Source organism: Paraburkholderia acidipaludis NBRC 101816 (genome assembly GCF_000684975.1).
Classification (GTDB): Bacteria; Pseudomonadota; Gammaproteobacteria; order Burkholderiales; family Burkholderiaceae; genus Paraburkholderia; species Paraburkholderia acidipaludis.
Genome location: NZ_BAXZ01000003.1, coordinates 366,971 through 392,133 on the forward strand (window position 1 = coordinate 366,971; position 25,163 = coordinate 392,133).

The following is a 25,163-nucleotide window of genomic DNA, read 5'->3' on the forward strand; positions in this document are numbered from 1 at the left end:
AGGTTCGGCACCTATCGGGACAACTTGCTGTGGCGTAGCGCAGCGAATGACACGGCGCGGGGAGGCGAAACATGAGATAAATTATTGATTTTGATAGATTTCCCGTCTATTTCTCTAATTTTCTCTAATTTTCTACGCACATGGCTCGGGATAGGGTATAGTCCAACCATGTCGGAAAATATTCTCACGATTCGGGAGGTGGCTGACCTCCTGAAAATCAACGAAAAGACGGTCTACAAGCTGGCCGCCGCCGCGAAGATTCCCGGCATGAAGGTCGGCGGCTCGTGGCGCTTCGACCGCGTCACGATCACGCTCTGGCTCAAGAACCAGAGCGCCGCCGACATCGCCGCCAATGACGGCGCGGACGGTGCGCTGGAGCCGCCCGCCGAGACCACGCTCCCCGGCGCGCACTACTCCCCCCAACAGGGCACGTTCTTCGCCCACCGCATCACGCTGGAAGGCACGGGGGAGGATGCGCTGGCGCAATCCCTCTCGACCGCCCGCGTGGACATGAACCCGCATCAGGTGGACGCCGCGCTTTTCGCGCTGGCCTCTCCTTTAACCAAGGGTGTCTTGCTCGCCGACGAAGTCGGCCTTGGCAAGACCATCGAGGCGAGCCTCGTCATTGCCCAGCGCTGGGCCGAGCGAAAGCGCCGCATCCTGCTTGTCGTGCCCGCCTCCTTGCGCAAGCAATGGAGCCAGGAGCTTTACGACAAGTTCTCTCTCCCCTCTGTCATCGTCGAGCGCAAGAGCTACAACGACCTGCGCAAGAAGGGCATCGCCAAGCCCTTCGCGCATCCCGACCACGTCGTCATCACGTCCTATGAATTCGCGGCGCTCAAGGACAACGAGATTCGCTCCGGTCAGTGGGATCTCGTCGTGTTCGACGAGGCGCACCGCCTGCGCAACGTCTACCGAAAGGACGGGGCCACGCGCGCCAAGAAGCTCCGCGACGCCACGCGCCCGTTCTTCAAGATTCTGCTGACGGCGACGCCGTTGCAGAACTCGCTGATGGAACTCTACGGCCTCGTCTCCGTGCTCGACGAGCACCACTTCGGCGACGAGGACTCGTTCCGCAGCCAGTACGTCGTGGGCGCGGGGGCGCGCAACGGACACATCTTCCTGCGCAAGCGGTTGGAACCGATTTGCAAGCGTACCCTCCGTCGTCAGGTGCAACAGGCGGGCCTTATCCGCTACACCGAGCGCAGTCCGCTCACGATGGAATACGCGCCCTCGCAAGACGAATTGAAGCTCTACGGCGACGTGTCAGCCTATCTGCAACGGAAGGACACCATTGCCTTTGGCAACAAGCCGAACCAGCTTGTCACGATGGTCGTGCGCAAGATTTTGGGTTCGTCCACCTTCGCCATTGCCGACACACTCAAGAAAATCGTCGACCGCCTCAAGCAGATGGAGACGCCGACCGTCGAGACCGTCGCCGACTACGACGTCATCGACGAAGAGGCCGAAGAGTTCGACGACAACGGCAATGGCGAGGCGCAGGACGCGCCGCCGATTGACCCCGCGAAGCTGAAAGCGGAAATCGCCGAGCTTGAGGAATACCGCAAGCTGGCACTCTCCATCGGGCAGAACGAAAAAGGCAACGCGCTCATCAGGGCGCTTCCCCAAGTTCTTGCCGAAATCGTGAAGAAAGGTGGACAGCGCAAGGCCGTCATCTTCACCGAATCCGTGCGGACGCAGACCTATCTTGCGGCGCTTCTCGCCGAGAAGGGCTATGCCGACGACATCGTGCTTCTGAACGGCTCGAACGCCGACCCGCAGAGCAAGTCCATCTATCAGAACTGGCTCGCGCAGAACAAGGGCACCGACGCCGTCTCCGGCTCCAAGACGGCGGACATGAAGGCCGCTATCGTCGAAGCCTTCCGCGACCGCAAGAGCATCCTGATTGCCACGGAATCTGGCGCGGAGGGTATCAACCTTCAATTTTGCTCGCTCCTGGTCAACTTCGACCTGCCTTGGAATCCGCAACGGGTGGAACAGCGCATCGGGCGCTGTCACCGCTACGGGCAGAAGATTGACGTAACCGTTGTCAACTTCCTCAACCTCAAGAACCACGCCGAACAGCGCATCCACCAGCTTCTCGACCAGAAGTTCAATTTGTTCAAGGGCGTCTTCGGCGCGAGCGACGAAGTGCTGGGCGTCATCGAGCGCGGCGTGGATATCGAGCGCCGCATCTTCCAAATCGTGCAGAGCGCCCGCACCGAAGCCGAAATCGACGCCGCCTTCGACAAGTTGCAAGACGACCTGAAAGCGCAAATCGACGAGCAGATACTTGACGCGCGCAAGCGGCTTTTGGAATCCGTGGACGAGAGGGTCATCGACCGCCTCAAGACCCGCAAGGACGAAATCCGCAACCAGCTCTCCGACTTCGAGAAACAGCTTCTCTACGTCGCGCGGGCCGAGATTCCCGAGGCGCGCTTCCACGCGAACGACGAACGCCGCTTCGACTACCGCGGCGAAACCTATACAACCGAATGGCCTCTCGCCGACGAGAAGGGCTGGCGGTTCTTCCGCCTGATGGAAGGCACCTTGGCGACGGACGTGGTCAAGAAAGCGAAGGAGCGCCGCTTCGACGCGGCTTCGTGCCTGCGTTTCGACCTTTCAAGCTATCGCGGCGGACGCCTGGCCGACGTGGAGCCCTTGCGCGGCAAGGCCGGATGGGCGCGCATCTGCAAGCTCAGCATCGTAACAAAGGCCATCACGCGCGAACATCTGGTCATGGCTGCCGTCACCGATGACGGCGAGGCCATCCACACCGAAACCTTCGAGCGTTTGTTCCGCGTACCCGCGCAGAACGAGCCGCCCGTCGGCATCCCGCCCGAGGACGCCTTGCAGGGCTGTGAAGCCGTGCGTCGCAAGGAGCTTCTGGACGAGGCGGAAAAGCAGAACGCCGAATGGCTCGACGTGGAAAGCGAAAACCTCGACCACTACGCCGAAGACCTGGAACGCGCCTTCGAGACGGAAATCAAGACCGTCGAAGCGGAAGTCAAGGAAGCCAAGAAGGCCATGCGCGGCTCGACCCTGCCTATGGCGGAAAAGCTCGCCGAGAAGAAGCGCATCAACGGGCTTGAAGCCAAGCGCGACAAGCTGAAACGCGAGTTCTTCGACCGCCGCGAGAAAATCCGCGAGGAAGTCGAAGCCATGCTCGACAAGATTCAGGCGAGCCTGCTTCTCGAACCGTTTCTTGCCCCGCTCTTCACCATCCGGTGGGAGGTGACATGAGCAGGGAGTTCATCAGCAAGGCGACGCGCAACGAGTTCCGCGAAGTGCTCGTCGGTTCCACCTTGCGCGAGATAGATATGTTCTTCGAGGCGGGTGGCCTGTCACCCAAGGCCGGTTACGAACCGCCGGTCGGGGGCCAGCGCCGAAGCTCGGTCGAGACCTACTACGCCAACATCGACTTCTCGTTGCCCGCGGACACGCGCAAGCTCCTCGTCACCTACGAAGAAATTATCGAGGACTTGCGACGCGCCCAGGATGCCGCGCCGAACGACAAGCTGCGAGCGACCATCAACAGCCTGTTGCGCCGCATGGAGCGCGACGGCTTCCGCTACGAGAACGGGCACTTCACGTCCGACTCGCTCGCCGCCGCAATTGTCCATGCCCCGACGCTTGTTCGCCTCACGGAAGAATCCATACAGGAGCACGTCGAGAAGGCGCGGCACAAAATCGCCAACGGCGACGCGGCGGGCGCAATCGCCAACGCCTATACGCTCGTCGAAGAGTTCCTGAAACAGCTTTTGCGCAAGACCGGCATCGCTTTCAACGAAAGCGAGGGCGATATCCGCGCCCTCTACAAAGCCGTCGCTGCGCCCTTGCACCTGGACCCCAAGGGTGACTCCCTTGAGAACTACATCAAGACAATTCTGGAAGGTCTCCAACGGCAAGTTGCCGGATTGTTCGAGGTTGCCAACAAGGCCAGCGACCGCCACGCCCGCCGCTACAACCCGGCCCCCCACCACGCGAAGCTCGCGGTCAATGCGGCTTTCACCCTCTGCGAATTCCTTTTGGAATCGTTTGAATATCAACAGAAGAAGAATCGGCGACCCGCATCATGAGCAACCGAAAGCAACGTCTGGAACTGACATGGATTGGCAAGGACGAGCGCCCGCGCCTTGAGCCGCGCATCCTTCTGGAAGACGCGGAGAAGTCTCATCACGCCAAGGCGCTCTTCACTGACCACGACATCTTCGACAACGTCCTCATCCAAGGCGACAATCTGCTCGCGCTCAAGGCGCTTGAGCAGGAGTACACGGGGAAGGTGAAATGCGTCTTCATCGACCCGCCGTATAACACTGGAAGCGCCTTCCAGCACTACGACGACGGCGTCGAACATTCGATCTGGCTGTCGCTCATGCGTGACCGGCTCGAAATTCTCGCCAAGCTTCTCACCGAAGACGGCTCGCTCTGGATAACCATTGACGACAATGAAGCGCATTACCTCAAGGTGCTGCTAGATGAGATTCTAGGCCGCGGCTCTTTCATCGCATCCAATGTCTGGCAGAAACGCTACTCAAGGGAGAATCGCGAGGCGATTGGCGACGCCCATGACTACGTCCTCGTGTATGCCAGAAATCCCAATCTGTTCAAGGCCGCCCGCAATCTTGTGCCAATCACCGAAGAGCAGGCAAAGGTCTACAAGAACGTAAATGATGACAAGCGCGGTCGTTGGCGGCCCATTCCGATGACCGCGCAGGGGTATCGGTCGAATCAGATGTACAAGATTGTCGCCCCTAGCGGCGCGGTTCACGAGCCGCCTGAAGGCCGATGCTGGTCGATGATTGAGCCGGAATTTCTCAAGCTCCGCGCCGAAGGCCGTATCTATTTCGGCAAAGACAACAACAGCCAGCCCAATGTCATCCGTTATCTCGATGAGGTCGAAGGGTTCGTGCCGTGGACATGGTGGCCTCATGATGAAGTCGGTCATACGGATGAAGCCAAGAAGGAAATGCACTACCTCTTCGGGAAGGATGACCCTTTCCCTACGCCGAAGCCCGAACGGTTGCTTCGTCGAATCATCCACATTGCAACCGACCCTGGCGACCTCGTTCTCGACTCCTTTGCCGGTTCCGGCACAACAGGAGCCGTTGCGCACAAGATGGGGCGGCGGTGGGTCATGGTGGAACTCGGAGAGCACTGCGGAACGCACATTGCTCCCCGTTTGAAAAAGGTCATCGACGGCACGGACGCCGGCGGCGTCACAGAGGCCGTCGAATGGAAAGGCGGCGGCGGGTTCCGATACTACCGCCTGGCACCGTCGCTCCTTGAGAAAGACCCGTGGGGAAATTGGATTATCTCCAAGGAATTCGACCCTGCGAAGCTCTCGCAGGCCGTGTGTAAGCTGATGGGCTTTGTCTATCAGCCCGACGAGACGCACTACTGGATGCAGGGGCGATCTTCGGAGACTGACTTCATCTACGTCACCACCCAAGGCCTGACGCACGAACAGCTTTCAGCAATTTCCGAGATGGTCGGCGACGAGCGCACGTTGCTGGTGTGCTGCAAGGCGTTCCGCGCCAATGCGGACGCCTTCCCAAATCTCACTATCAGGAAAATCCCCCAAGCCGTGCTTCGCAAGTGCGAATGGGGTCACGACGATTACAGCCTCAACGTGGCTAACCTGCCCGAAGCCCCGCGCGAGGTGCAGGGAGCCGACGACCCCGCCCAACCACCCACGACGCGCAAGAAGCGCAACGGCAATGGCACTTCACAGGATGACCTGTTCAGCCAGGAGGGCGGAAAGTGACCGACCGTACCGTCCGCACCATCAGCCAGCGGCTTTCGCTACGCAAGCCGCAGGTGGATTCGCTGGAAATCCTCGCCGACGTTGCCAGCAGGATTGCGCTCGAAAAGGGTGGCGACCCCGCCGCCGCGCTCGCCGCCATCCGCGACCTCTATCCCTCCGTCACGGACTTTGAGCGCGAGTTTCCATCGCTCTGCTTCGCATTGGCGACAGGCGTGGGCAAGACCCGCCTGATGGGCGCGTTCATTTCCTATCTGTACCTCACGGGCAAGAGCCGCCATTTCTTCGTGCTCGCGCCGAACACGACCATCTACGAAAAGCTGATTGCGGATTTCTCGCTCGACAGCCCGAAGTACGTCTTCAAGGGCATTGCCGAATTCGCGGCGAACCTGCCGCTCATCATCACCGGCGACAACTATGAAAGCGGCGTCGGCGTGCGGTACGAGACCGGACGCTCGACCGACATCTTCGGCTCCGACGTCCATATCAATATCTTCAACGTCGATAAAATCAACAAGGAAGAAAGCCCGCGCGGCAAGCCGAAGATGAAGCGGCTTCAAGAGACCATCGGCGAGAGCTATTACGCTTACCTCTCCAAGCTCGACGACCTCGTCTTGCTGATGGACGAAGCGCACCGCTACCGAGCGAGCGCGGGTGCCGCCGCCATCGACGGCCTCAAGCCCATTCTCGGCCTGGAACTGACGGCGACGCCGAAGACCGTGGGCGCGCGGCCCGTGCCGTTCAAGAACGTCATCTACAGCTACACGCTCGGGCAGGCTATGGAGGACGGCTTCGTCAAGGAGCCCGCCGTCGCTACCCGCAAGGACTTCGACCCGAAATCCGTGGGCGACAAGGAGCTTGAGCGCATCAAGCTCGAAGATGCCGTCCACAACCACGACCACGTCGCCGTGGAACTCGACCGCTATCACCGCACGACCGGAGCGCCCAAGGTGCATCCGTTCATCCTCGTCGTTGCGGCGGATACGACCGAAGCCAAGCGCTTGCGCGACTTCATCGAATCTGAGGACTTCTTCAAGGGCCGCTTCAAGGACAAGGTGGCGGAAGTACATTCCGCCCTCCGCGGCGAAGAAAGCGAAGACGCGACCGCGCGTCTGGTGGCGCTCGAAAAGGACGCGCGCACGGACATCGTCATCCACGTCAACAAGCTCAAGGAAGGCTGGGACGTGACGAACCTCTATACCATCGTTCCGCTCCGCGCCTCCGCGTCCGAAATACTGACCGAGCAGACCTTGGGGCGCGGCCTTCGTCTGCCCTTCGGAAAGCGCGTGTCCAAGGGCGGCAACGAGGAGTTCGCCGCCGTTGACCGGCTCACCGTCATCGCCCACGAGCGTTTCGACGACATCATCGCCAAGGCCCGCGAGCCCGGCTCCATCGTCATGAAGACTGTCGAAATCGGGGAAGGCGGGGATATTTCCGTAACGGGCGCGACCCTTGTGACAGCGCCCTCCGTTGTCGAAATGATTGTGACGGGTGTGCAACCGGAAATCCCCGGCTTTGCCAAGGAAGAGCGCGACGCCTTCGTATTCAAGTCGCCGACAGAGGCGAAGGCCGCCGAAGTCACGCTCGAAGTCATCAAACGCTACGAGCGCAAGCTCGGAAGCGCCGAGGCGTTGCGCGGCGCGGAAGTGCAGAAGCAGATTGCCGACGAAGTGCGCGAGCTGGTGCGGCCCGTTCAGGGCACGCTCGAAGGCATCATCGAAGCGCCGCGCATCGACCAAATCGTGCAGACCGTCGCCGTCACGGTTGCCGACCGCACCATTTCCATCCCGCAAATCGTCGTCCTACCCAAGAAGCAGGTGACGTTCACCTTCGAGGACTTCGACCTCGACAACCTCGCGTCCGTCAATCTGCGCCCGATTGAGGACGGCATCATCATCGAAGACCTGCGCACCCAGGCGCGGGTCTATCTCGCCCGCGCCATCGACGATCCGCGCGAGGGCCGCGCGGAAGACTATCTCTTGCGCTACCTCATCGAGCGCAACGAGATTGACTACGACGCCCATGCTGGCTTGCTCTACAAGCTGGCGGGGCAAGTCGTCGCGCGCGTGAAGTCCTATCTCGCCAACGACGCCGAGGTGGAAAACGTCCTGCTCCGGCACGGACGCCACCTTGCGGATTTCATTTTCGCGCAGATGATGAACCACTACCGCGAGACGCTGCTTGGCGAGGACGACTACGAAGTCACCGTCACGCGGGGCTTCATGCTTCTCCAAGCCCAGCCGATGAACGTGCCCGCCGGACAGCGCGTCCGCGACTTCAAGCAGGCCGTAGCACCGCTCTCCGACACCCGCAAGCACGTCTTCGGCGGCTTCTCGAAGTGTTGTTACACGCTTCAAAAGTTCGATACCGACCCCGAACGCCGCCTCGCCGTTGTCGTCGAAGCCGACCCGAGCACGGAGAAGTGGATAAAGCCGGGGCGCAACCAGTTCCGCATCGACTATCGCTCGGGCGAAGCCTACGAGCCGGACTTCGTCGTCGAGACCAAGACGAACATGCTCATCTGCGAAGTGAAGGCGCAGAACGAACTCGACGACGCGACCGTCAAGGCCAAAGCCGCCGCCGCGACCAAGTGGTGCAAGACCGCGACGGAACACGCGCCTGGCGGCGGCACGAAGCCGTGGGTCTACCTCCTCATTCCCGACGATCAGATACGCGCCAATTCTACGCTCGACGGACTGGTGGCCAAGTACGCTACTTCATGAGGGAGGCCCACGATGACGGGTGGACAAAAGCACAGCGCAGACTTCCAGCGACTGATTGAGCGCCGCCGTAAGTTCATCGACGGCCTCGACGCCAATCGCGGGGAAATCAATCTCGATATCTTCGAGGACTTCTATCCCGACCGCGCGCACTTCGTCTACGAGCTTCTGCAAAACGCCGAGGACGCAGGCGCTACGGAAGTGTCCTTCAGGCTCACGCCCGACCGCCTCGTCTGCGAGCATGACGGGCGCGTGTTCACGCTTGAGGACGTGAAGTCGATTACCGGCCTCCACGACAGCACGAAGGCGCAAGCCCAGGACAAAATCGGCAAGTTCGGCGTCGGCTTCAAGTCCGTCTTCGTCTATACGGCAGCCCCGTCGATTTACTCCGGCGACTTCGCCTTCCGCATCGTCCAGTTGATTCTTCCCGAGCCGATTGCTCCCGCTGCGTCGCTTGCTCAACGGACGCGGTTCGAGTTTCCCTTCGACAATCCCAAGAAGCCGAAGGCTGACGCCCATGCGGAAATCGCCGCCGGTTTGAAGGAACTGGACGAGAAGACTCTTCTCTTCCTGTCCAGCCTCCAATCGGTCAAGTGGCGCATCGGCGCGGAGACGACGGGCGCGGTACGCCGTTGCAAGCATTCGGACTTTCACTTTGAAGTCCTGAAAGAGCTTGGCGGCAAGACCGCCGCCAGTTCGCACTTCCTCAAGTTCGACGAGGCCGTTCACGGCCTTGAGAATCAGCGCGTCGCCGTCGCCTTTCCCTTGGACTTCCTTCCTGGCGTTCCGCGCTTCCAACAGGGAAGGCCGCTTGCCGGACAGGTGAAGATTATTCCCGCCGAGCCGGGGAGCGTCGCCGTGTTCTTTCCGGCGGTGAAGGAATCATCCGGCTTGCGCTTTCATCTGCATGGGCCTTTTGTGCCCGAGTTGAGCCGTGCCAGTATCAAGGAGACGAAAGCCAACCTTCCGCTCTTCGAGCAACTTGCCGCGCTTGCCGGTCAATCCCTGCACCGTATCAAGGAGCTTGGCCTCCTGACGCCGGACTTCCTTTCGGTGCTCCCGAATCCGCAAGACCAGATTCCGCCGCGCTATCAGGGCATCCGCGCCGCCATCGTGGACGAAATGAAGGCGCATCCGCTGACACCGACCCACGCGCGCGGACACGCGCCCGCGAACCGTCTCATTCAGGCAAGAGCTTCCCTCAAGTCCTTGCTCTCGGAAGAGGACGTCGAATTTCTTGTGGACTACGACGACGATCCGCCGCTTTGGGCGGTCGGCGCGACGCAGAGAAACAGCCGCATCGACAATTTCCTCTCGGGGCTGGGCATCCGCGAGTGGGGCCTCGAAGAATTCGTTGAAGCCCTTTGCGACAAGGCGAACGAAGATGCCTTCTTCCGTACCGAGCCGGACGAGGAGTTCCTATCGTGGTTGCAGGGAAAGCCGTCTCTCTGGATGCAGGAGTTTTACGCCTTGCTTCACGCCGAGGCGAAAGACGAAGCCCATAGGCTCAAGTCTCTTCGCATCGTGCGTCTTGCGGACGGCACTCTTAGCAAGGGCGACCGTGCCTTTTTCTCCGGCGACGGCACCGGCAAGGGTGTCGCGGTTGCCGACAAGGCCGTCTACACGTCGGGCACCAGCAAGAACCAGCAGGAGAACGCAAAGAATCTTCTGACGCTCATCGGCGTCCGTGAAATCGGCGAGGCCGAGGAAGTCGAAATCATCCTCAAGGCCCGTTATACCGAGGAAGCAGAACTGCCGGACGATGCCACCTACGCGGAAGACCTCAAGCGCTTCGTGGCGCTTGTCGAGAAGCAACCTGATAAGGCAAAGCTGTTCGGCGCGTTCTACATCTTCCAAGGCGAGGACGAGAAGTGGTATCGGCCCGAGGGCATCTACCTCGACCAGCCGTATGCGGATACCAACCTGTCCTCGTACTATGGGGCGCTTTCGCCGGAGGCGCGACTGGAAGCCCTCCACGGTAGCTACCGCAACTGCGGTGTGGAAGTGGAGCGGCTTGGGAAATTCGCGCGCGCCGCAGGCGCAAGGGTCGGCTTGCGGATGAGCGAGACCACCTGCGAGAAGAATCCCGAATGGAATTACCTCTTGATGGTCGGCGGAAGCCGCGCCTCGACGTATATCAATCGGGATTACTACATTCCGTACCTCGTCGAATTGTTGAAGACGCCATCGCTCGGGCTTTCGCGTCTCGTGTGGCGGACGCTGACGAACTTCCCGTCCTATCCCAACTATCTGCAAGCGACCTTTCAGATGAACAGGTCGAACGGTGCCCGCACCGCCGCCTCTCGTATCGTCCATGCGCTTAGCGCGGCAAGCTGGATTCCGCAGGGCGACGGCGTCTTTGTTCGCCCAGCCGACGCTTCGCGCGAGTTGCTTCCGAAGGGGTTCCCCTTCGATTCCGGCTATGCGTGGCTCAAGGCCGTTCAGTTCGGCGAAACGGCGATACGCGCGTCGGCCCAGGCGCTTCAAAAGGAAGCCGCCGCAAAGAGCCTCGGATTCAGCGACGCCGCCGCCGCCGAACGCGCCAAGCGCTTCAATGAATTGCCCGAGGCCGAGCAGGAGAGGATTCTTGCCGCGCTCGACGCCAGCAATAAGGCTCCCATCCCCGACCGCCCGCTCGCCAATCCCGAGCGGCGCTCGAAGAACGTGCGCGAACAGGCATTGAAGGCTCCCGACAAGGAATCCGAAGTCCGCGAGCGATCGGTTTCCATCGGCAGGGAGGAAGTCAAGGAACAGGCCGACACGTATCTGCGCGAACATTACCGCAATGCCGACGGCGAAATGACCTGCCAGATATGCAAAGGGCCTTTGCCTTTCAAGCTCGACGACGGGCGCGAATACTTCGAGGTCGTGGAATTCCTGTCGGAGCTACGCAAACGTCACCCGCAGAACTATCTGGCGCTTTGCCCGAACCATTCCGCCATGTATCGGTTCGTGAACGGCTCGAAGGAGACGACGCGAGACGAATTTCAGGCCATCGAGGGGAACGAGTTGCCCGTGGTTCTGGCAGAGAAGGACGTGACTGTGTATTTCAGCAAGACGCACGTCGTAGACCTCAAGGCCGTGCTGGAAGCGGAAGAAAGTCTTCCGCCCGCACCCGAAGGCGCCGTAAACGGCGCGTTGGCACAGGGCGTCCGATAGCGGACGGCAAGACTCCGGGAGCTACAGAAGAACAATGGCAAACGTCCTTCAAGAGATTCAAACATGGTCGGCAGACCGTCCGACATGGCAACGCGACGCGCTCCGCCGTCTTGTCATGAACGGCGATCTGGGCGCAGAGGACATCGACGCCCTGACGGCGATTTGCAGGGGCGAACATGGGTTGACGGAGAAGGTTGCGGCGCAACCGCTTGCCAAGGAACACGTGCCGGAGCGCGGTGGAGCGGCGCAGGCGGTTTCGCTGGACTCCATCTTCCATCACAAGGGCGTCAACGCCCTTGCCGAGAACCAGACCCTCAAGTTCGCTTCCGGCCTCACCATCGTCTACGGCGATAATGGTGCGGGAAAGACCGGATACATTCGCATCCTCAAGCAAGCCTGCCGCGCGCGCGGGCAGGAGACGATTCTCGGCAACGTCGTGATAACCGGCGCGGCTCCGCCCAAACCGACTGTCGCCATAAAATATAAGGTCGGAACCGATGCCACCGCCCGCGAGTGGACAGGCGGCGACGTGGATGAGTTCGTCTCCCGCGTCAGCATCTTCGACACGCAATGCGCCGCCGTTTATTTGAATGAACGGACGGACGTGGCCTTTCTGCCCTTCGGCCTCGACCTTTTCGACAAGCTCGTCCGCGCCTGCAAGGCCGTTCGCGCAAAACTGGAAACCGAGCAACGCGCGTTGAACACCAATGCCCTCGCGGGCGTCATCGCGCAGATTCCGCAGGGAACGGCGGCGGCGAAGCTGGTGAACGGCATCACCCTGTTTACCAAGCCGGAGGACGTGCAGACCATTGCGCGCCTCAAGCCTGAGGAACAGGAGCGGCTTGCCTTTTTGGAAAAGGCCCTCCAAGACCTGCAAGCCAACGACCCGCAGAAGCTCGTCGCGCAACTGACCCTCCGCGCGAACCGCGTCCGCGCGCTTGCCGACCATCTGCGCGGGGTGGAAACGGCGCTGGCGGACGCGGAAGTGACCGCCGTGTTCGACACGCGGAAGGAAGGACGCCGCAAAAGCGAGGAGGCGAAGCGGTTGCGTGAAGCGACGTTTCCGCAAGGTTTGCTTGCCGGAACCGGCGGCGAGCAGTGGAAGGTCATGTGGGAAGCGGCGCGGCTGTTCTCGGAGCAACAGGCGTATCAGGGCCAAGGCTTTCCCGTCACGGAGGGTGGCGCGAAATGCGTCCTTTGCCAGCAAGACCTCGACCATGCCGCCGCCCACCGGCTCAAGCACTTCGAGGAATTCGTTGTCTCGACGACGGAGAAGGAGCTTCGGCAGATACGCGACGAATTCGCGCGCAGGCGCAACGCCTTTGCCAATCTCAGGACGTCCACGGATGCGGTCGAAGAAACCCTTAAGGAACTGCACCTGGAGCATGAGGCCAAGGCCGGAGCCATCAGCGCCGCCATATCCCAGAGCGAGAAGCGCCGCGCCGCTATCGTTGCGGCGCTCGCCGAGAACAAAGACCTCGGCGAAGACTTTCAAGCGCTCGCGGCATCTTCGATCCAAGCGAAATCCATCGGCGATGAAATCGACGCCCGCCTCAAGTCGCTGCGCGAGGCCGGAGCCGCCGACGCCAAGAAAAAGATGACCGACGAGGCGCAGGAATTGCGCGCGCGGGTCTTGCTCGGCAAGCACGAGAAGACGCTTCTTGATGAAATTGAGAACAAGAAGAAAATCGCCGCCTACGCCCAATGCCTCGACGAGACCAAGCCGAACGCCATCACGCAGAAAAGCTCCGCCGTGACGAAGGCGGTCGTGTCAGAAAGCCTCAAGAAAAGCTTCAAGGATGAGTTGAAGGCATTGGAATTCAACCACGTCGAAGTCGAGCTAAAAGAGCAAGGCGGCGTGGAAGGCGTCTTTTATCACAAGCTCGTCCTCACCAGAAACCCGACCATCGACGTTCCCAAGGTCGTGAGCGAGGGGGAACAGCGGTGCATTTCCATAGCGGCTTTCTTCGCCGAACTTAGCACCGCCGACGACCCCTCCGGCATCGTGTTCGACGACCCCGTGTCCTCGCTCGACTTCCAGTGGCGGAGCGCCGTCGCGCGGCGGCTGGTGGAGGAATCAAAGCGGAGACAGGTCATCGTCTTTACGCACGATGTCGTCTTCCTGCTGGCACTCAAGCAATTTGCCGAGCAGACGGACGTTCAGCCTCTCGACCAGCACGTCCGCAGACAGGTCAACGGCGCAGGCGTGTGCCGCGAGGAATTGCCTTGGCTTGCGATGCGCGTGAAGGACAAGATTGGGTTTCTCAAGAACGCGTGGCAAGCCGTAGACAAGAAGCACCGCGACGGCGAACAGGACGCCTACGAACGGGAGGCCAAGGAGCTCTACGGCCTCCTGCGTGAGGCGTGGGAGCGCGCGGTAGAGGAGGTTCTGTTGGGCGGCATCGTCGAGCGGTTCAGACCCAGCGTCGAAACCCAACGGCTTGCCCCTCTCTCCGACATCACCGACGAGGACTGCAAGACCGTCAAGGAAGGGATGACCAAGTCCTCGGCATGGCTGACTGGACACGACCACGCGGCGGCGGCGCGGGCACCCGTGCCTGCACCCGACGAGTTGAAGAAGGACATCGAGGCGTTGGAGACGTGGGTGAAGGGCATCAACGTCCGCCGGAGCAAGAAGTAGCCGCCCAGAATCGGCGATGAACCTCGCGCTCTCCTAGGAAGGCCGCCCTGTGGCTCCTAAGGCGTTCCTCGAAGATGACTCCCTACGCTTCGACCCCGTCGCATCGGCAGTGCGTCCCGGCGTTCCGCCGTCGGGCTCGCGGGCTACGCCCCGCGCCTCGGGCCGAATCGCGGCCATCCGGCTTTGATCCCTGACGCCTTCGGCCCTGGCGGGCCTGCGCGCTCCGCTTGCTGAGGAGCAGGGTAGTGGGGCGGTCTTGCTGTTCCCTTCACCGTATCACGGCGTTCTCGCCGTCAAGGGCTGCGCGCGCCATGCGCGCTGGCGTCCTGGCGGCCGGCTTTGCCCCCTGACTGCTGCGCTACGCCGTGCTGGCGACGGTTCCGGGCAATTCCGCCCGTGCAACCGGAGATCGCCATGAGCGCACTCATCACCGATGAACACCGCTTCCTGCTGCTGGCCAACGGCCGCGAATCACTTCAGAACCCGGACTTCGATCCGGCACCCGTGGTCAAGCTGTTCACGCCGGACGCCGGCGCGACCTGGCTGCTGACCGAGATCGACCCGGACGATCATGACCACGCCTTTGGTCTGTGCGACTTGGGCATGGGGATGCCCGAACTCGGCTGGATCAGCTTGCAGGAGTTGGCGACCGTCCGGGGAAAGCTCGGTCTGCCGATCGAGCGCGATTTGCACTTTCGCGCAGAGAAGCGCCTGAGCGCCTACGCGCGCGAAGCATGGTACGCCGGGCGGATCGTCGTGTGACCTCGCAAGCGCGTCGTCCTTCGGGGCGACGCGCTTTTTTTCTGCTGCGTCCACTGCCGATGCCTTCGCGCCTTCTGCGCTGTGCGCTACCGCTTGCACTCCAGGTGAAAGCCCTGCGGGCTATCCCCGCCGCGCTGTGCTTGGCGCCCCTGCAAGTCCGCCGCCCCGGCTGCGCCGGCGCGGCCTTTGGCCCGGCTCCGCGATCCGGGCCTGCGCGCTTCGCTTGCGTGCGGTCGGCACACAGGGATGGCCGTTGCCTTGTCCAGCCGTCTTCCCTGACTTCATCCCCTTGTCCGCGACTGTAGCCCGCGGCCGTGTGCCGTCAAGGCGCGCAGGGCCGTGTCCTCGGCTGCGCCTGCGGGCCGCACCAACCCTGCGCTTTTCTCCTTGACGGCCCCCGTCCGCGTGCTCCTGATCGTCGCGGGCGATGAACTCAGGAAAGACGGTGGCAACGAGGCCAACCGGGTTTTTCGTGCCGACCGCACCGGACAGCCGAAAGGCGGGCTCCGAATCTTGGAATCCGGTTGCGGTGAACAGCAAACCCTTTCTTTGTCAGGAGAAATGCCATGCAACTCGCTTCCCGGTTCGCTTCCCGTTCGCCGGTGCTGCGTTCCGACTATCCCTTGTCGGATGACCAGATTCGCGCCGTTGCGCCTTCCATCTTCGCCGATGCCCCGCACGAAAGCCGTTCGGAACGGTACAGCTACATCCCCACCGCCACCGTGCTGCAAGAACTGCGCGGGGAAGGTTTCGAGCCTTTCATGGTGACGCAGACCCGCGTGCGCCACGACGACCGCCGCGACTACACCAAGCACATGATCCGCCTGCGCCACGCCAGCCAGATCAACGGCCGCGAGGCCAACGAAATCATCCTGCTGAACTCCCATGACGGAACCAGCAGCTATCAGATGCTGGCCGGGATGTTCCGCTTCGTTTGCAGCAATGGCCTTGTCTGCGGCGACACCGTGGCGGACGTGCGCGTTCCCCACAAGGGCGACGTAGCCGGGCACGTCATCGAAGGCGCTTACGAAGTCCTGCACGGCTTTGACCGGGCGCAGGAATCCCGCGATGCCATGCAGGCAATCACGCTGGATGCCGGGGAATCGGAAGTGTTCGCCCGTGCCGCGCTGGCGTTGAAGTACGACGAGGCCACGCCCGCGCCCATCACGGAATCGCAAATCCTGCTGCCGCGCCGCCACGACGACAGCCGCCGTGATCTGTGGAGCGTGTTCAACCGCACGCAGGAAAACCTCATCAAAGGCGGCCTGTCCGCCCGCGCCGCGAACGGTCGCCGCCTGACCACGCGCCCGGTGCAGGGCATCGATAACGGTATCCGCCTGAATCGTGCCTTGTGGCTGCTGGCCGATGGCCTGCGCCAGTTGAAAGCCTGAACCCTACAGCGGCAGGGGCAGGCAGCAGCCCTTGCCGCTTCTCTCGCTGCTGCACCCCAACCGCTAGGAGTTATCACAATGAACGCCGTTCTGAAAACCGAAACCGCCATCATCGAAACCGCCGCGCCGCTGGAAGCAGCCGACCCGACCAAGAATCTGATTCTGGTTCCGCTGTCGGAGTTGTTGCCGCGCCGTTCCAAGCGCAACGTCCGCACGACCCCGCGCCAGTCCATCCCCGAACTGGCCGCGAGCATCGCCCGCGTCGGCCTGCTGCAAAACCTTATCGTCATTCTGTCCGCCGATGGCGAGCAATACGAAGTGGTGGCCGGCGACCGCCGCCTGACCGCGTTGAAGCTGCTGGCGAAGAAGAAGCGCATCGCCGCCGATTACGAAGTGCCGTGCCTGCTGGTGGCCGATGCGTCCGCCCGTACCGTGAGCCTTGCCGAGAACGTGCAGCGCGAGGCCATGCACCCCGCCGACCAGTTCGCAGCCTTCGCCGCGCTGGTCAAGGAAGGCCGACCCATCGAGGACATTGCCGCCGACTTCGGCGTGTCCCCGCTGGTGGTGCAGCGCCGCTTGAAGCTGGCGAACGTGTCGCCGCGCCTGATGACGGATTACCGCGCCAGTAGCGTGACGCTGGAACAGTTGATGGCCTTGACCATCACCGATGACCACGCTGCACAGGAAGCCGCGTTCTACGCTGCGCCAGAATGGCAGCGCAGCCCGTCCGCGTTGCGCGATCGACTGACCGAACGCGAAATCACCGCCGCGCATCCGCTGGTGCGCTTCGTCGGGCTGACCGCTTACACGGCATCGGGTGGCGGCATCCGTCGCGATCTGTTCGCGGAAGGCGATGCGGGCGTGTATCTGACCGACGCCGCGCTGCTGGAAACGCTGGTGCGCGACAAGCTGGACGCGCAGGTCGAGGACGTGCGCGCCGAGGGTTGGGCGTGGGTGGAAGCCGTGCCGCACATGAGCCATGCCGACCGGCAGACGTTCCAGAACGCGACGCGCCAGCGCCGCGAACCGACCGCCCGCGAAGCCCGCCGCATCGCTTCACTGGAAAACCGCATCGAGAAAATCGACGCGGAACTGGAGGATGCCTGCGACACCGAGGACGAGGACAAGGCGGCAACGCTGGAAGAACGGCGCGACCAAGTAGCCGGGGAACTGCAAGCCATCGAGGAAGGTTTGCGCGACTACACCCCGGATGTGCGCGCCGTGGCCGGTGTCATCGTCACGCTCGACGGCAACGGCGAGGCCGTGATTCATCGCGGCCTGTTGCGCGAAGCCGAGGCAAAGGCGTTGCGGACGCTGGCAAAGCTGCGGCAGGGTTTCAGTGCAGGTGAGGGCGCGAACGAAGGGGAGGGCGACGATGCCGACGAAGCGTCCAAGGCCGCGAGTCTGTCCGACCGGCTGGCGCAGCGGTTGAGCGCCCACCGCACGGTGGCGCTGCAAATCGAAGTGGCGCGGCATCCGCACATCGCACTGGCCGCGCTGGTGCATGGCATGGTGCAGGCGGTCTTGCAGGATGGATACGACCGCGACGGCTTGCCGCTCGGCGTGACCCTGAAAGTGCAAGACCGGCTGGAAGGCTTCGCCCCGGACGTGCCGGAATCGCCCGCTGCCGTGGCGCTGCGCACGTTGCAGGAAGTCGCAGGCGAGGCGTTGCCGCGGGACAGCGCCGAACTGTTCGCCGCGCTGCTGGACAAGTCGCAAGACGAACTGGTGCGCCTGCTGGCCGTGTGCGTAGCCTCCACGGTGGACGTGGTAACGCCTCGCGCTTCGCAGCACCAACCTGGCGCGGAACTGGCTCAGGCCGTGGGGCTGAACATGGCCGGATGGTGGAAGCCGACCGCCGAAGGCTATTTCCGCCACATCGCCAAGCCCGCGATTCTGGAAGCCGTCAGCCAGTACGCCCCGGCGCACGTCACCCGCCTGTCGAAGTTGAAGAAGGGCGACATTGCCAGCGAAGCCGAACGGCTGGCGGGCGGCACCGGCTGGATGCCTGCCGTGTTCCACGTCGACCACGACACCGAGCCGGAAGGCGCACCGGCTGCGGACGAAGCGGACACGCCGGAAGATGCTGCCGACGAAGTGGAAGCGCACGCGCTGGTCGCGTGAGGTAGTCTCATCGCTCCGGTGCATAGCACCGGGGCTTTCTTTCATTCAAGACCGGGCGCGGCAGGTTTGCCGCGCCCGGTTTCAACGTCCACAGAAAAACGCCACGTCGCCGCCTTCGATCAGGCAGCGACGTGGCGGGCGCGCAAGCTGCTTGCGCGCGGCACAGCGAAACCTTGCCCGCTGGCGCGGGCAAGGTTTCGTGGTTGTGCGCTGCACGGATAATCGAAGAGCCATGAACATGCGCGTCGTTGACAGAAAAGTGGCATGTAGTTGGTCGCCCAATCTACACTCTTCTTAATTCTTTGCGGCCCTATGTGGCGTTGATTTCATGTGGGAAAATGTGTGGAAAATATTCGTGCCATTAACTTTTACAGGAAATGGATTCATAACATCAAAGGGAGCGGGCGGTGTCAAAAAAGAAATTCGACCTTTATACGTTCGTTGCGGGAGCCGCACTCGAAACTGGAAAGCCATTCCAGCTTGAGTGTAATTGTGGTGGCATTGTCACGATCATGCCTCCTTTTGAGGATGAGTATGTGGTGTGCGCCCGCTGTGAGGCAACAATCAAAATGCTGGTGATTGAAGGCGATCCTGGGTACATCGTTGGTAAAAATCCAGGGGGAGAGTCGATGTTGATACCTGTTCAAGGTAGTTCAAAGCCGCATCCAACCGAGCTTTCCCCTGAGGAGCGAGAGGCTATGCTGGAAAATGTGAAAAAAATGGCGTCCTCTGAAGGGGAAGAGTGATGGCCATTCCATCGCAGCAAATTATCCTTGTGAACAAGGACGGAGATTTAATTGCTGTAGATCAGATCATTGAAGAGCTTCGCAACGATGAATCTAGGGTTTTGGCTGATGATGCTGTAGGCCTTGTTGTTTATGTCGGCGATCTAGATATTTATCAGCTCACGCCAATTGAAACTGGGGAATTTTTATCTCAAAAGGTTACGCAAATATCGCGGCCTAGATTTTCAACAAAAGTTCTAAGAAGGCAGATTGGGGCCAGGGTTATGTCCATTACATCGGACGCTGTTTTTATTGTTCGAGATGGCGATATTCTTAAAAAAATTAGAGCAGAAAAACTAAGTCCTGGAATGGTGCTTGCATCTGGAGAGAAGGTGTTTAGATGAATTTTAAGAACGATTTTGAAAAAGAATGTTTTGAAGTAGTGCGGCGCATTCTTGGGTCATCTGCATGTATGGAACATAACAAGGTGATTCGGATTGAGAATGCCCTGTACCCAGAAGTTGCATCTTTCAAAGGCCCGCCGGCGAAAGAGGTAGATGTTCTTGTGGTGGATCTCCTGGACTCCCCTAAGGTGACGCTGCTTATAAGCTGTAAAGATTTTTCTAAACGGGCCGAGCCAGCCCATGTGCAAGAGTGGGCCGCTGTCGTAAGGACGTTGAATGGATATTCAAATGGAACGCTATATCTTGGATTGGTGATTTCATCGAAGGGATTTACCGGAGGGTGCGAGGCTTGGGCAACGTCCCATAACTTGGGGCTTATACCGCCACTTAAGGGGAAGAGCATTTCCTACGCGCCTGAGGCTGTGCTGGCTATGCTTGAGAGAGTCATGAAGGCACTGCAAAAGCGTGTTCGTATAAGTCATGCCGACATGATGAGCGCCCCCGGATTCTTTGATTTAATTTATTCACTCGTCTCCGATTTTGAGGGGCATGAGGAGGTTGCAAAAGGAGGGAGATTTTATTCGTATCCCAATGGGTGGATTTCCAGCTTTTCTGAGATGTACTCATCCCTTGCGGGGCATGTGATCGAGGGCTTGATTTTCACAAGTGAGGGCGCGGCTATTATTTGTCTTTCCGAAGGTATTTTTTGCAGGTTTGGTGGAGATAAGGTTGAGTTTGGTTCTGGAATCAGCGTGGAGGCTGATCCTGCGGGGGAGCCTCGCTGCATTAAGAATATTTCAGGGGATTTGTGTGATTTTGATTTTATTAAATCCACTTCTTTAGGGCTGCCGATTTCCAGTGCAGCTGATTTTGGGGATTGCATCGAGTTCGGGCTTGATGGTCGATTTAATTTGGGTCTTCATTCGTGGGGGTTCCATATTGTTTCGACACAAAATCCTGTTGAAGATCATCTGCTGTAATCGGCGCCTGACGACATAGGCCAAGGTGTTGATTGCGCCTTTCCGCAATGGAGAGGTGCTGGGGGGGCTACGCTCCGGCTTGCTGCGACAGGTTGTGCGAAAGCGTGCCGTCCTCGACGCTGGCGGTTCGCCTGTCCATCACGAAGGACGGTTCACCGACACGCCGTTCGGCCTTGCCTATGGAGCTTCCACGCCACGCCTCACGCACGAGGCCGCCTGCGGCGGCAGGGGCATTCTCGTCTTTGTCGTTGGTGTTGGCCTTGCCCGCGTCAGGGTACAAGCCGGTGCAACCGTCATGCGCGGATACCGAGGTCAGCCATATCTCCTTTCGGGAGCGGGCGGCCACTGCGTCCTTGGCTTGTCGTGAATCCTGGCGAGAGCACGGCTGCGCCTTGGGCTTCATGGCTGCAACCTTCCAGCGAAAACAATTTCCCCGCCGCTGCGCGGCTTCCTCGCGGGACAAATTGTTTCCGCTTCCAGGTGCTCCACGCTGTTGCGCCCGCTGTGCGATGCAGCCCACCCATCCCCCGCCGGCCGGTTCACAACAAGGACGCAATGGCGCGACCTTGTTCAACCCGAAAGGAGAAACATCATGGCTAACATCGGCAACTTCACCGTAGAAAAAGACGGCTTCACCGGCACGCTCCGCACCCTGACGCTCAACGTCAAGGTCAAGCTGGTTCCCAACGACAAGGGCGACAACGAGAACGCCCCCGACTTCCGCGTGCAGGCGGCGAGCCACGACATCGGCGCGGCGTGGAAGAAAGTCAGCAAGGCCGAACGGCCTTACGTGTCCGTGACCCTCGACGATCCTTCGTTCCCGGCAACGGTCTATGCCCGCCTGATCGAGAACGAAGGCGGCACGCACGACCTGATCTGGTCGCGCAGCAAGCCGCAGGCGGCGGACTGACCGCCGCTCACGCGCCCCGCCCATTGCGGCGGGGCGTCGTGCTGCTGGCGCAGCACGTCACGCACACGCCTACGGCGCGTCGCGTTCCTTCAAGATGGCCTCAAGCTCCTGGCGCACGCGCGCCATAAGCTGCTCGGCCTTGCGCGAGCTGTCGCCGGCGTAGGCCAGCGTCAGCAACGTCAACGGATGCACTTCCATGACCTCGCACAGCTCGGTCAGCTTGTGCAGGGTCGGGTTCTTCTGGGCGCGTTCCAGCGAACTCATGTAGGTGCGGCTGGACACGTCGGAGAACGCTTCCTGGCTCAAGCCACGCGCTTTCCTGACCGTCCGTATCGCCGTCGCTAACGAGTGCTTTGCCGCCACCTATGGTTTCCCCTCAAAAACCAAGATGACAGCCGATTGCGCTCTATAGGGCTACAATCTATAGTGTTCATTTGGCGATGTTGATTTCCGTATTCGTGCTTTTACGGAAATCCGCATCGGCGGATTCCGACAGAATCGGAGAACCGCATCCGTGCCTTTCCAGACATACACGATTTCGCTTCCGTGTTTCCGTGCCTGTACGGATTCGATGGCTTGTGCATCCGTGCTTGCGCACGAAAGCACGAATCCGGTTTTGCCGCTTCGTGCTTCGCTGCAAAAGCGGATTCGTACATCCTCGGCTTTGTGCGGTTCCCGACCATGACGCTGCCGTTGACCACCGCCGACGAACGCACGCAACTGCTTGCCAACGGCGCAGCACGCGCCGCCGGCCAGCACATCGACCCGCTGCCCGTGGTGCGGCTGTTCACCCCCGACGCGCACGCCATCTGGCTGCTCGCTGCGCTCGATCCCGCCGATGGCAATACCGCGTGGGGACTGATCGACCTCGGTATCGGGATGCCGGCGCTGGGGACGGTCAAGCTGTCCGACCTGGCCGGCATCGTCGGGCCGCAGCAGCGCCCCGTGCTGCGCGACGTGTATTTCCGCGCGGCACGGCCGCTATCGGAATACGTCCGGCTCGCGCAGCGAGACGGCTCCATTCCCGACTAGCTGGGGCGTATTGTGTCTTTTTCGGTCTGGTTCCAGACAGCTACGGTCTGGATGGGCGCTCTTGCGCCAGCCGAATGCGACCCTGACCGAAAGAGACAGGATGCACAGCGCGATTTGCGGCAGGGTGGTCGATGCTGTGCGCCATTTGCGTGCGGCGTAGCCGCCGCACCCGGACGTTTCGTGCAAGGCTGCGGAGCCAATCGGTCTTGACACCCCTCGTTACAGCTTGAGTTTACGCCTGATGGATGGCGCTTTGACGTTGTTGACGCCGTAGCTCCCATGTTCGACGCCCGTGGCGACGTACCTGCTCGACAGGAGGTAACGTCATGGCTGATCGAAGCACCGATGCCTGGTATCCGACCGCCGCGTATCTGTACGTGCTGCATCTGGACGGTCCCGCACTGGCATGGGAATACCTGCGCCGGCATCCCGACTACCGGCGCGACTGGCTGCACCGTCGTCGCCAGCCGGAAGCCGCGCAGGCGTGGGGCTTGCGCCTGCTGGAAGACCCGGCATTGGATGCGCGCGACGCGCATCCGGTCTGGTTTCCCGACCACGACGCCATGCTCCAGTTCTACCCGGACGCTGACCCGCAGCCGGATGCGGCGGTGTTCGAGTTCTGGCGCATCCCCGGAAACAAGCACCTGATTCACGATGGCAAGCGCCTCGTGCTGACCGCTTGTTGGCCGGGCTGCTGCGTGCGGCTCGCACTCGCGCCGGGGCTGGCCGATGGCATGGCCTTCCTCTACGCTGTCCGCGCTTGCGCCGCGCCTTGCGCGATCTACCGCACGGTCGCGGCCGAGATGGACAAGCTGGCGGCAGCAGATGGAACCACGCCTGCGGCGGCGGTGGGTTCCCGATCCACGCCGACCGCGCTGCTGGAGCTGCACACCTTGCAGGCGCTCGATGCGATCCTCGCGGGCGCGTCCTTGCGCGAGATCGCCATTGGCCTGTTTGGCGACGAGGCCGTGGCCGCAGGCTGGTACGCCGACGGCGGCCTGCGCTCGCGCGTGCGCCGCCTCGTTCGGCGCGGTCAATCGCTGATGCGCGGCGACTATCGCCGCCTTGCACAACTCGATTGACCTGGGGAGGGTCGTTTTGCCTGCGTAGCAAAACGACCCTCTGCGCAACGCATGGCTTTCCCAAGACTGTCTCCATCCGGTCGCGTTGTGTGGCCGGGCGTTCCCGACCGATGGAGGTTCACCCCATGCGTCCCGCTCCCTTGCGGCCTGCCGCCGCTGCCGTCGCCACGACACCCCAACCGCAACGCTACCTTACCAATGACGAAGCCGCCGAGTACCTGCGGCTGTCGCCGCGCACGCTCGAAAAGCAGCGCGTGATCGGCAACGGGCCGAAGTTTCGCAAGTTCGGCCGCCGCGTCATGTACGCGATGGCCGACCTCGACGCCTGGGCCGACCAGCGCAGCTACGAAACCACGTCCGATCCCGAGTACGCCGAATACCATTCAGCCGACAGCCGTGCGCGCTAATCGGTGGCTCGCCGGTGGCCGTCGCCATGTCAAGCCCATCGGGGAAGCGGGAACAGCTCGACCTGTTCCGCGCGCTACCGGGCGACGGCATGGTGCCGCGCGACAGCCAGGACTTGATGGCCTTTCCATTCTTCTCGTTGGCAAAGTCGCGGCGCATCGCGCCGATCGACTTCAAGAGCGGCAACGTCACGATCCGCGTGGAGGGCACGCAGGAGCACGGGATAGCCACGATCTGGGATGCGGACGTGCTGATCTGGGCGGCCTCGCAGATCGTGGAGGCGCGCGACGCGGGCTTGCGCCCGTCGCGCTGGATACATGTGACGCCCTACGAGATCCTGCGCTTCATCGGGCGCGGTACGTCGCTCAACGACTATCTGCGCCTGAAAGCCGCGCTCGACAGGTTGCAATCGACCAGCGTGGCAACGTCCATCCGCGAGACAACCGGGCGGCGGTTGCATCGCTTCTCGTGGATCAACGAGTGGAAGGAGCTGGCCGACGCCCGCGGCACGCCACTGGGCATCGAGCTGATCCTGCCGGACTGGTTCTATGCCGGCGTGCTCGACGCCGCCCTGGTGCTGACCATCGACCCGGCGTATTTCCGGCTGACGGGCGGCATCGAGCGGTGGCTGTATCGGTTGGTGCGCAAGCACGCCGGACGGCAGGAGCATGGCTGGCAATTCGATTTCCGGCACCTGCATCGCAAGTCTGGCAGCGCCGCTCGCTTCTCGGACTTCGCCTACGACCTGCGCGCCCTGGCGGCGCGGCAGTCGCTGCCGGGCTACGTCCTGGGCATCGAGCGGATGCCGGACGACGGAACGGAACTGCTGACCTTCCGGCCCGTGCCGGCCACGGCACGGGGATAACTCGGGGACAACGTGTGGACGGCCTCGTGCTATCGGGAGTAGCGGGTATCGTGCTATCAGGAGTACGCCTATCGTGCTATCAGGAGTACGAAAACGCCGCAAAGCCAATAACGGCGCTGGTTTCGGCGTCCTCTAACTTACCTAACTTAAAAGCTCTAACTTTTGGTAGGAGCGCGCCGCTTCGGTGGATAAGCGCCCA

19 protein-coding genes are annotated in these 25,163 nt (G+C 61.5%); 17 read left to right on the forward strand and 2 right to left on the reverse strand.

Annotation, left to right across the window (positions count from 1 at the left end; translation table 11 throughout):
* Positions 1-168: 168 nt before the first annotated feature.
* The 12 genes from BAC01S_RS04335 (at position 169) to BAC01S_RS34390 (ending at position 20,670) form a co-directional block, all read left to right on the forward strand.
* The gene (locus BAC01S_RS04335) at positions 169-3,243 is read left to right on the forward strand and encodes an SNF2-related protein (protein WP_084168172.1); all 3,075 of its coding nucleotides are present in this window, start codon (positions 169-171) and stop codon (positions 3,241-3,243) included.
* Positions 3,240-4,079: an abortive infection family protein gene (locus tag BAC01S_RS33225; protein WP_052408683.1), complete on the forward strand. Its 840-nt coding sequence runs from the start codon at positions 3,240-3,242 to the stop codon at positions 4,077-4,079. Before BAC01S_RS04335 ends, BAC01S_RS33225 begins: the two co-directional genes overlap by 4 nt.
* Positions 4,076-5,767 (forward strand): site-specific DNA-methyltransferase, encoded by a 1,692-nt coding sequence (locus BAC01S_RS30255; RefSeq protein ID WP_043201093.1) that lies wholly within the window; start codon positions 4,076-4,078, stop codon positions 5,765-5,767. Before BAC01S_RS33225 ends, BAC01S_RS30255 begins: the two co-directional genes overlap by 4 nt.
* The gene (locus BAC01S_RS04350) at positions 5,764-8,487 is read left to right on the forward strand and encodes a DEAD/DEAH box helicase (RefSeq protein ID WP_027793659.1); all 2,724 of its coding nucleotides are present in this window, start codon (positions 5,764-5,766) and stop codon (positions 8,485-8,487) included. Before BAC01S_RS30255 ends, BAC01S_RS04350 begins: the two co-directional genes overlap by 4 nt.
* 12 nt (positions 8,488-8,499) lie before the next feature.
* Complete coding sequence (locus tag BAC01S_RS04355; RefSeq protein WP_027793660.1) at positions 8,500-11,643, forward strand: sacsin N-terminal ATP-binding-like domain-containing protein; 3,144 nt, start codon at positions 8,500-8,502, stop codon at positions 11,641-11,643.
* A 115-nt stretch (positions 11,644-11,758) separates the two neighbouring features.
* Positions 11,759-14,284, forward strand: a complete 2,526-nt coding sequence (locus tag BAC01S_RS04360; RefSeq protein ID WP_027793661.1) for an AAA family ATPase — start codon at positions 11,759-11,761, stop codon at positions 14,282-14,284.
* Between the two features lie 414 nt (positions 14,285-14,698).
* Positions 14,699-15,046: a DUF2958 domain-containing protein gene (locus BAC01S_RS04365; protein WP_027793662.1), complete on the forward strand. Its 348-nt coding sequence runs from the start codon at positions 14,699-14,701 to the stop codon at positions 15,044-15,046.
* 566 nt (positions 15,047-15,612) lie between these two features.
* Complete coding sequence (locus BAC01S_RS04370) at positions 15,613-16,437, forward strand: DUF932 domain-containing protein (protein WP_027793663.1); 825 nt, start codon at positions 15,613-15,615, stop codon at positions 16,435-16,437.
* 78 nt (positions 16,438-16,515) lie between these two features.
* The gene (locus tag BAC01S_RS04375) at positions 16,516-18,561 is read left to right on the forward strand and encodes a ParB/RepB/Spo0J family partition protein (RefSeq protein WP_027793664.1); all 2,046 of its coding nucleotides are present in this window, start codon (positions 16,516-16,518) and stop codon (positions 18,559-18,561) included.
* A 407-nt stretch (positions 18,562-18,968) separates the two neighbouring features.
* Positions 18,969-19,307: a hypothetical protein gene (locus BAC01S_RS34380; protein WP_156954298.1), complete on the forward strand. Its 339-nt coding sequence runs from the start codon at positions 18,969-18,971 to the stop codon at positions 19,305-19,307.
* Positions 19,307-19,690: a hypothetical protein gene (locus BAC01S_RS34385; protein ID WP_156954299.1), complete on the forward strand. Its 384-nt coding sequence runs from the start codon at positions 19,307-19,309 to the stop codon at positions 19,688-19,690. Before BAC01S_RS34380 ends, BAC01S_RS34385 begins: the two co-directional genes overlap by 1 nt.
* Positions 19,687-20,670 (forward strand): hypothetical protein, encoded by a 984-nt coding sequence (locus BAC01S_RS34390; RefSeq protein WP_156954300.1) that lies wholly within the window; start codon positions 19,687-19,689, stop codon positions 20,668-20,670. The genes BAC01S_RS34385 and BAC01S_RS34390 overlap by 4 nt, the downstream gene beginning before the upstream one ends.
* Before the next feature lie 67 nt (positions 20,671-20,737).
* On the opposite strand, the gene BAC01S_RS04380 is transcribed toward BAC01S_RS34390, so the two are convergent.
* A complete protein-coding gene (locus tag BAC01S_RS04380; protein ID WP_027793665.1) occupies positions 20,738-21,073 on the reverse strand; it encodes a hypothetical protein in 336 nt (111 codons plus the stop codon).
* 189 nt (positions 21,074-21,262) lie between these two features.
* On the opposite strand from BAC01S_RS04380, the gene BAC01S_RS04385 reads away from it, so the two are divergent.
* Positions 21,263-21,580, forward strand: a complete 318-nt coding sequence (locus BAC01S_RS04385; RefSeq protein ID WP_027793666.1) for a DUF736 domain-containing protein — start codon at positions 21,263-21,265, stop codon at positions 21,578-21,580.
* Positions 21,581-21,649: 69 nt separating this feature from the next.
* Here the strand turns inward: BAC01S_RS04385 and BAC01S_RS04390 are convergent, their stop codons facing one another.
* Positions 21,650-21,943 (reverse strand): helix-turn-helix domain-containing protein, encoded by a 294-nt coding sequence (locus BAC01S_RS04390; RefSeq protein ID WP_084168178.1) that lies wholly within the window; start codon positions 21,941-21,943, stop codon positions 21,650-21,652.
* 318 nt (positions 21,944-22,261) lie between these two features.
* Here BAC01S_RS04390 and BAC01S_RS04395 point away from each other — a divergent pair, with 318 nt between their 5' ends.
* From BAC01S_RS04395 to BAC01S_RS04410, 4 genes are all read left to right on the forward strand, one after another.
* Positions 22,262-22,612: a DUF2958 domain-containing protein gene (locus BAC01S_RS04395; protein WP_027793668.1), complete on the forward strand. Its 351-nt coding sequence runs from the start codon at positions 22,262-22,264 to the stop codon at positions 22,610-22,612.
* 326 nt (positions 22,613-22,938) lie between these two features.
* Entirely contained in the window at positions 22,939-23,694 is a 756-nt protein-coding gene (locus tag BAC01S_RS04400; protein WP_027793669.1) for a DUF2285 domain-containing protein, read from the forward strand.
* A gap of 125 nt (positions 23,695-23,819) precedes the next feature.
* Positions 23,820-24,101, forward strand: coding sequence for a helix-turn-helix transcriptional regulator (locus BAC01S_RS04405; protein WP_027793670.1), 282 nt, complete (start codon positions 23,820-23,822; stop codon positions 24,099-24,101).
* Positions 24,102-24,127: 26 nt separating this feature from the next.
* On the forward strand, positions 24,128-24,964 hold the full coding sequence (locus BAC01S_RS04410) for a replication initiator protein A (RefSeq protein ID WP_043201200.1): 837 nt from the start codon (positions 24,128-24,130) through the stop codon (positions 24,962-24,964).
* The last annotated feature ends 199 nt before the right edge of the window (positions 24,965-25,163 follow it).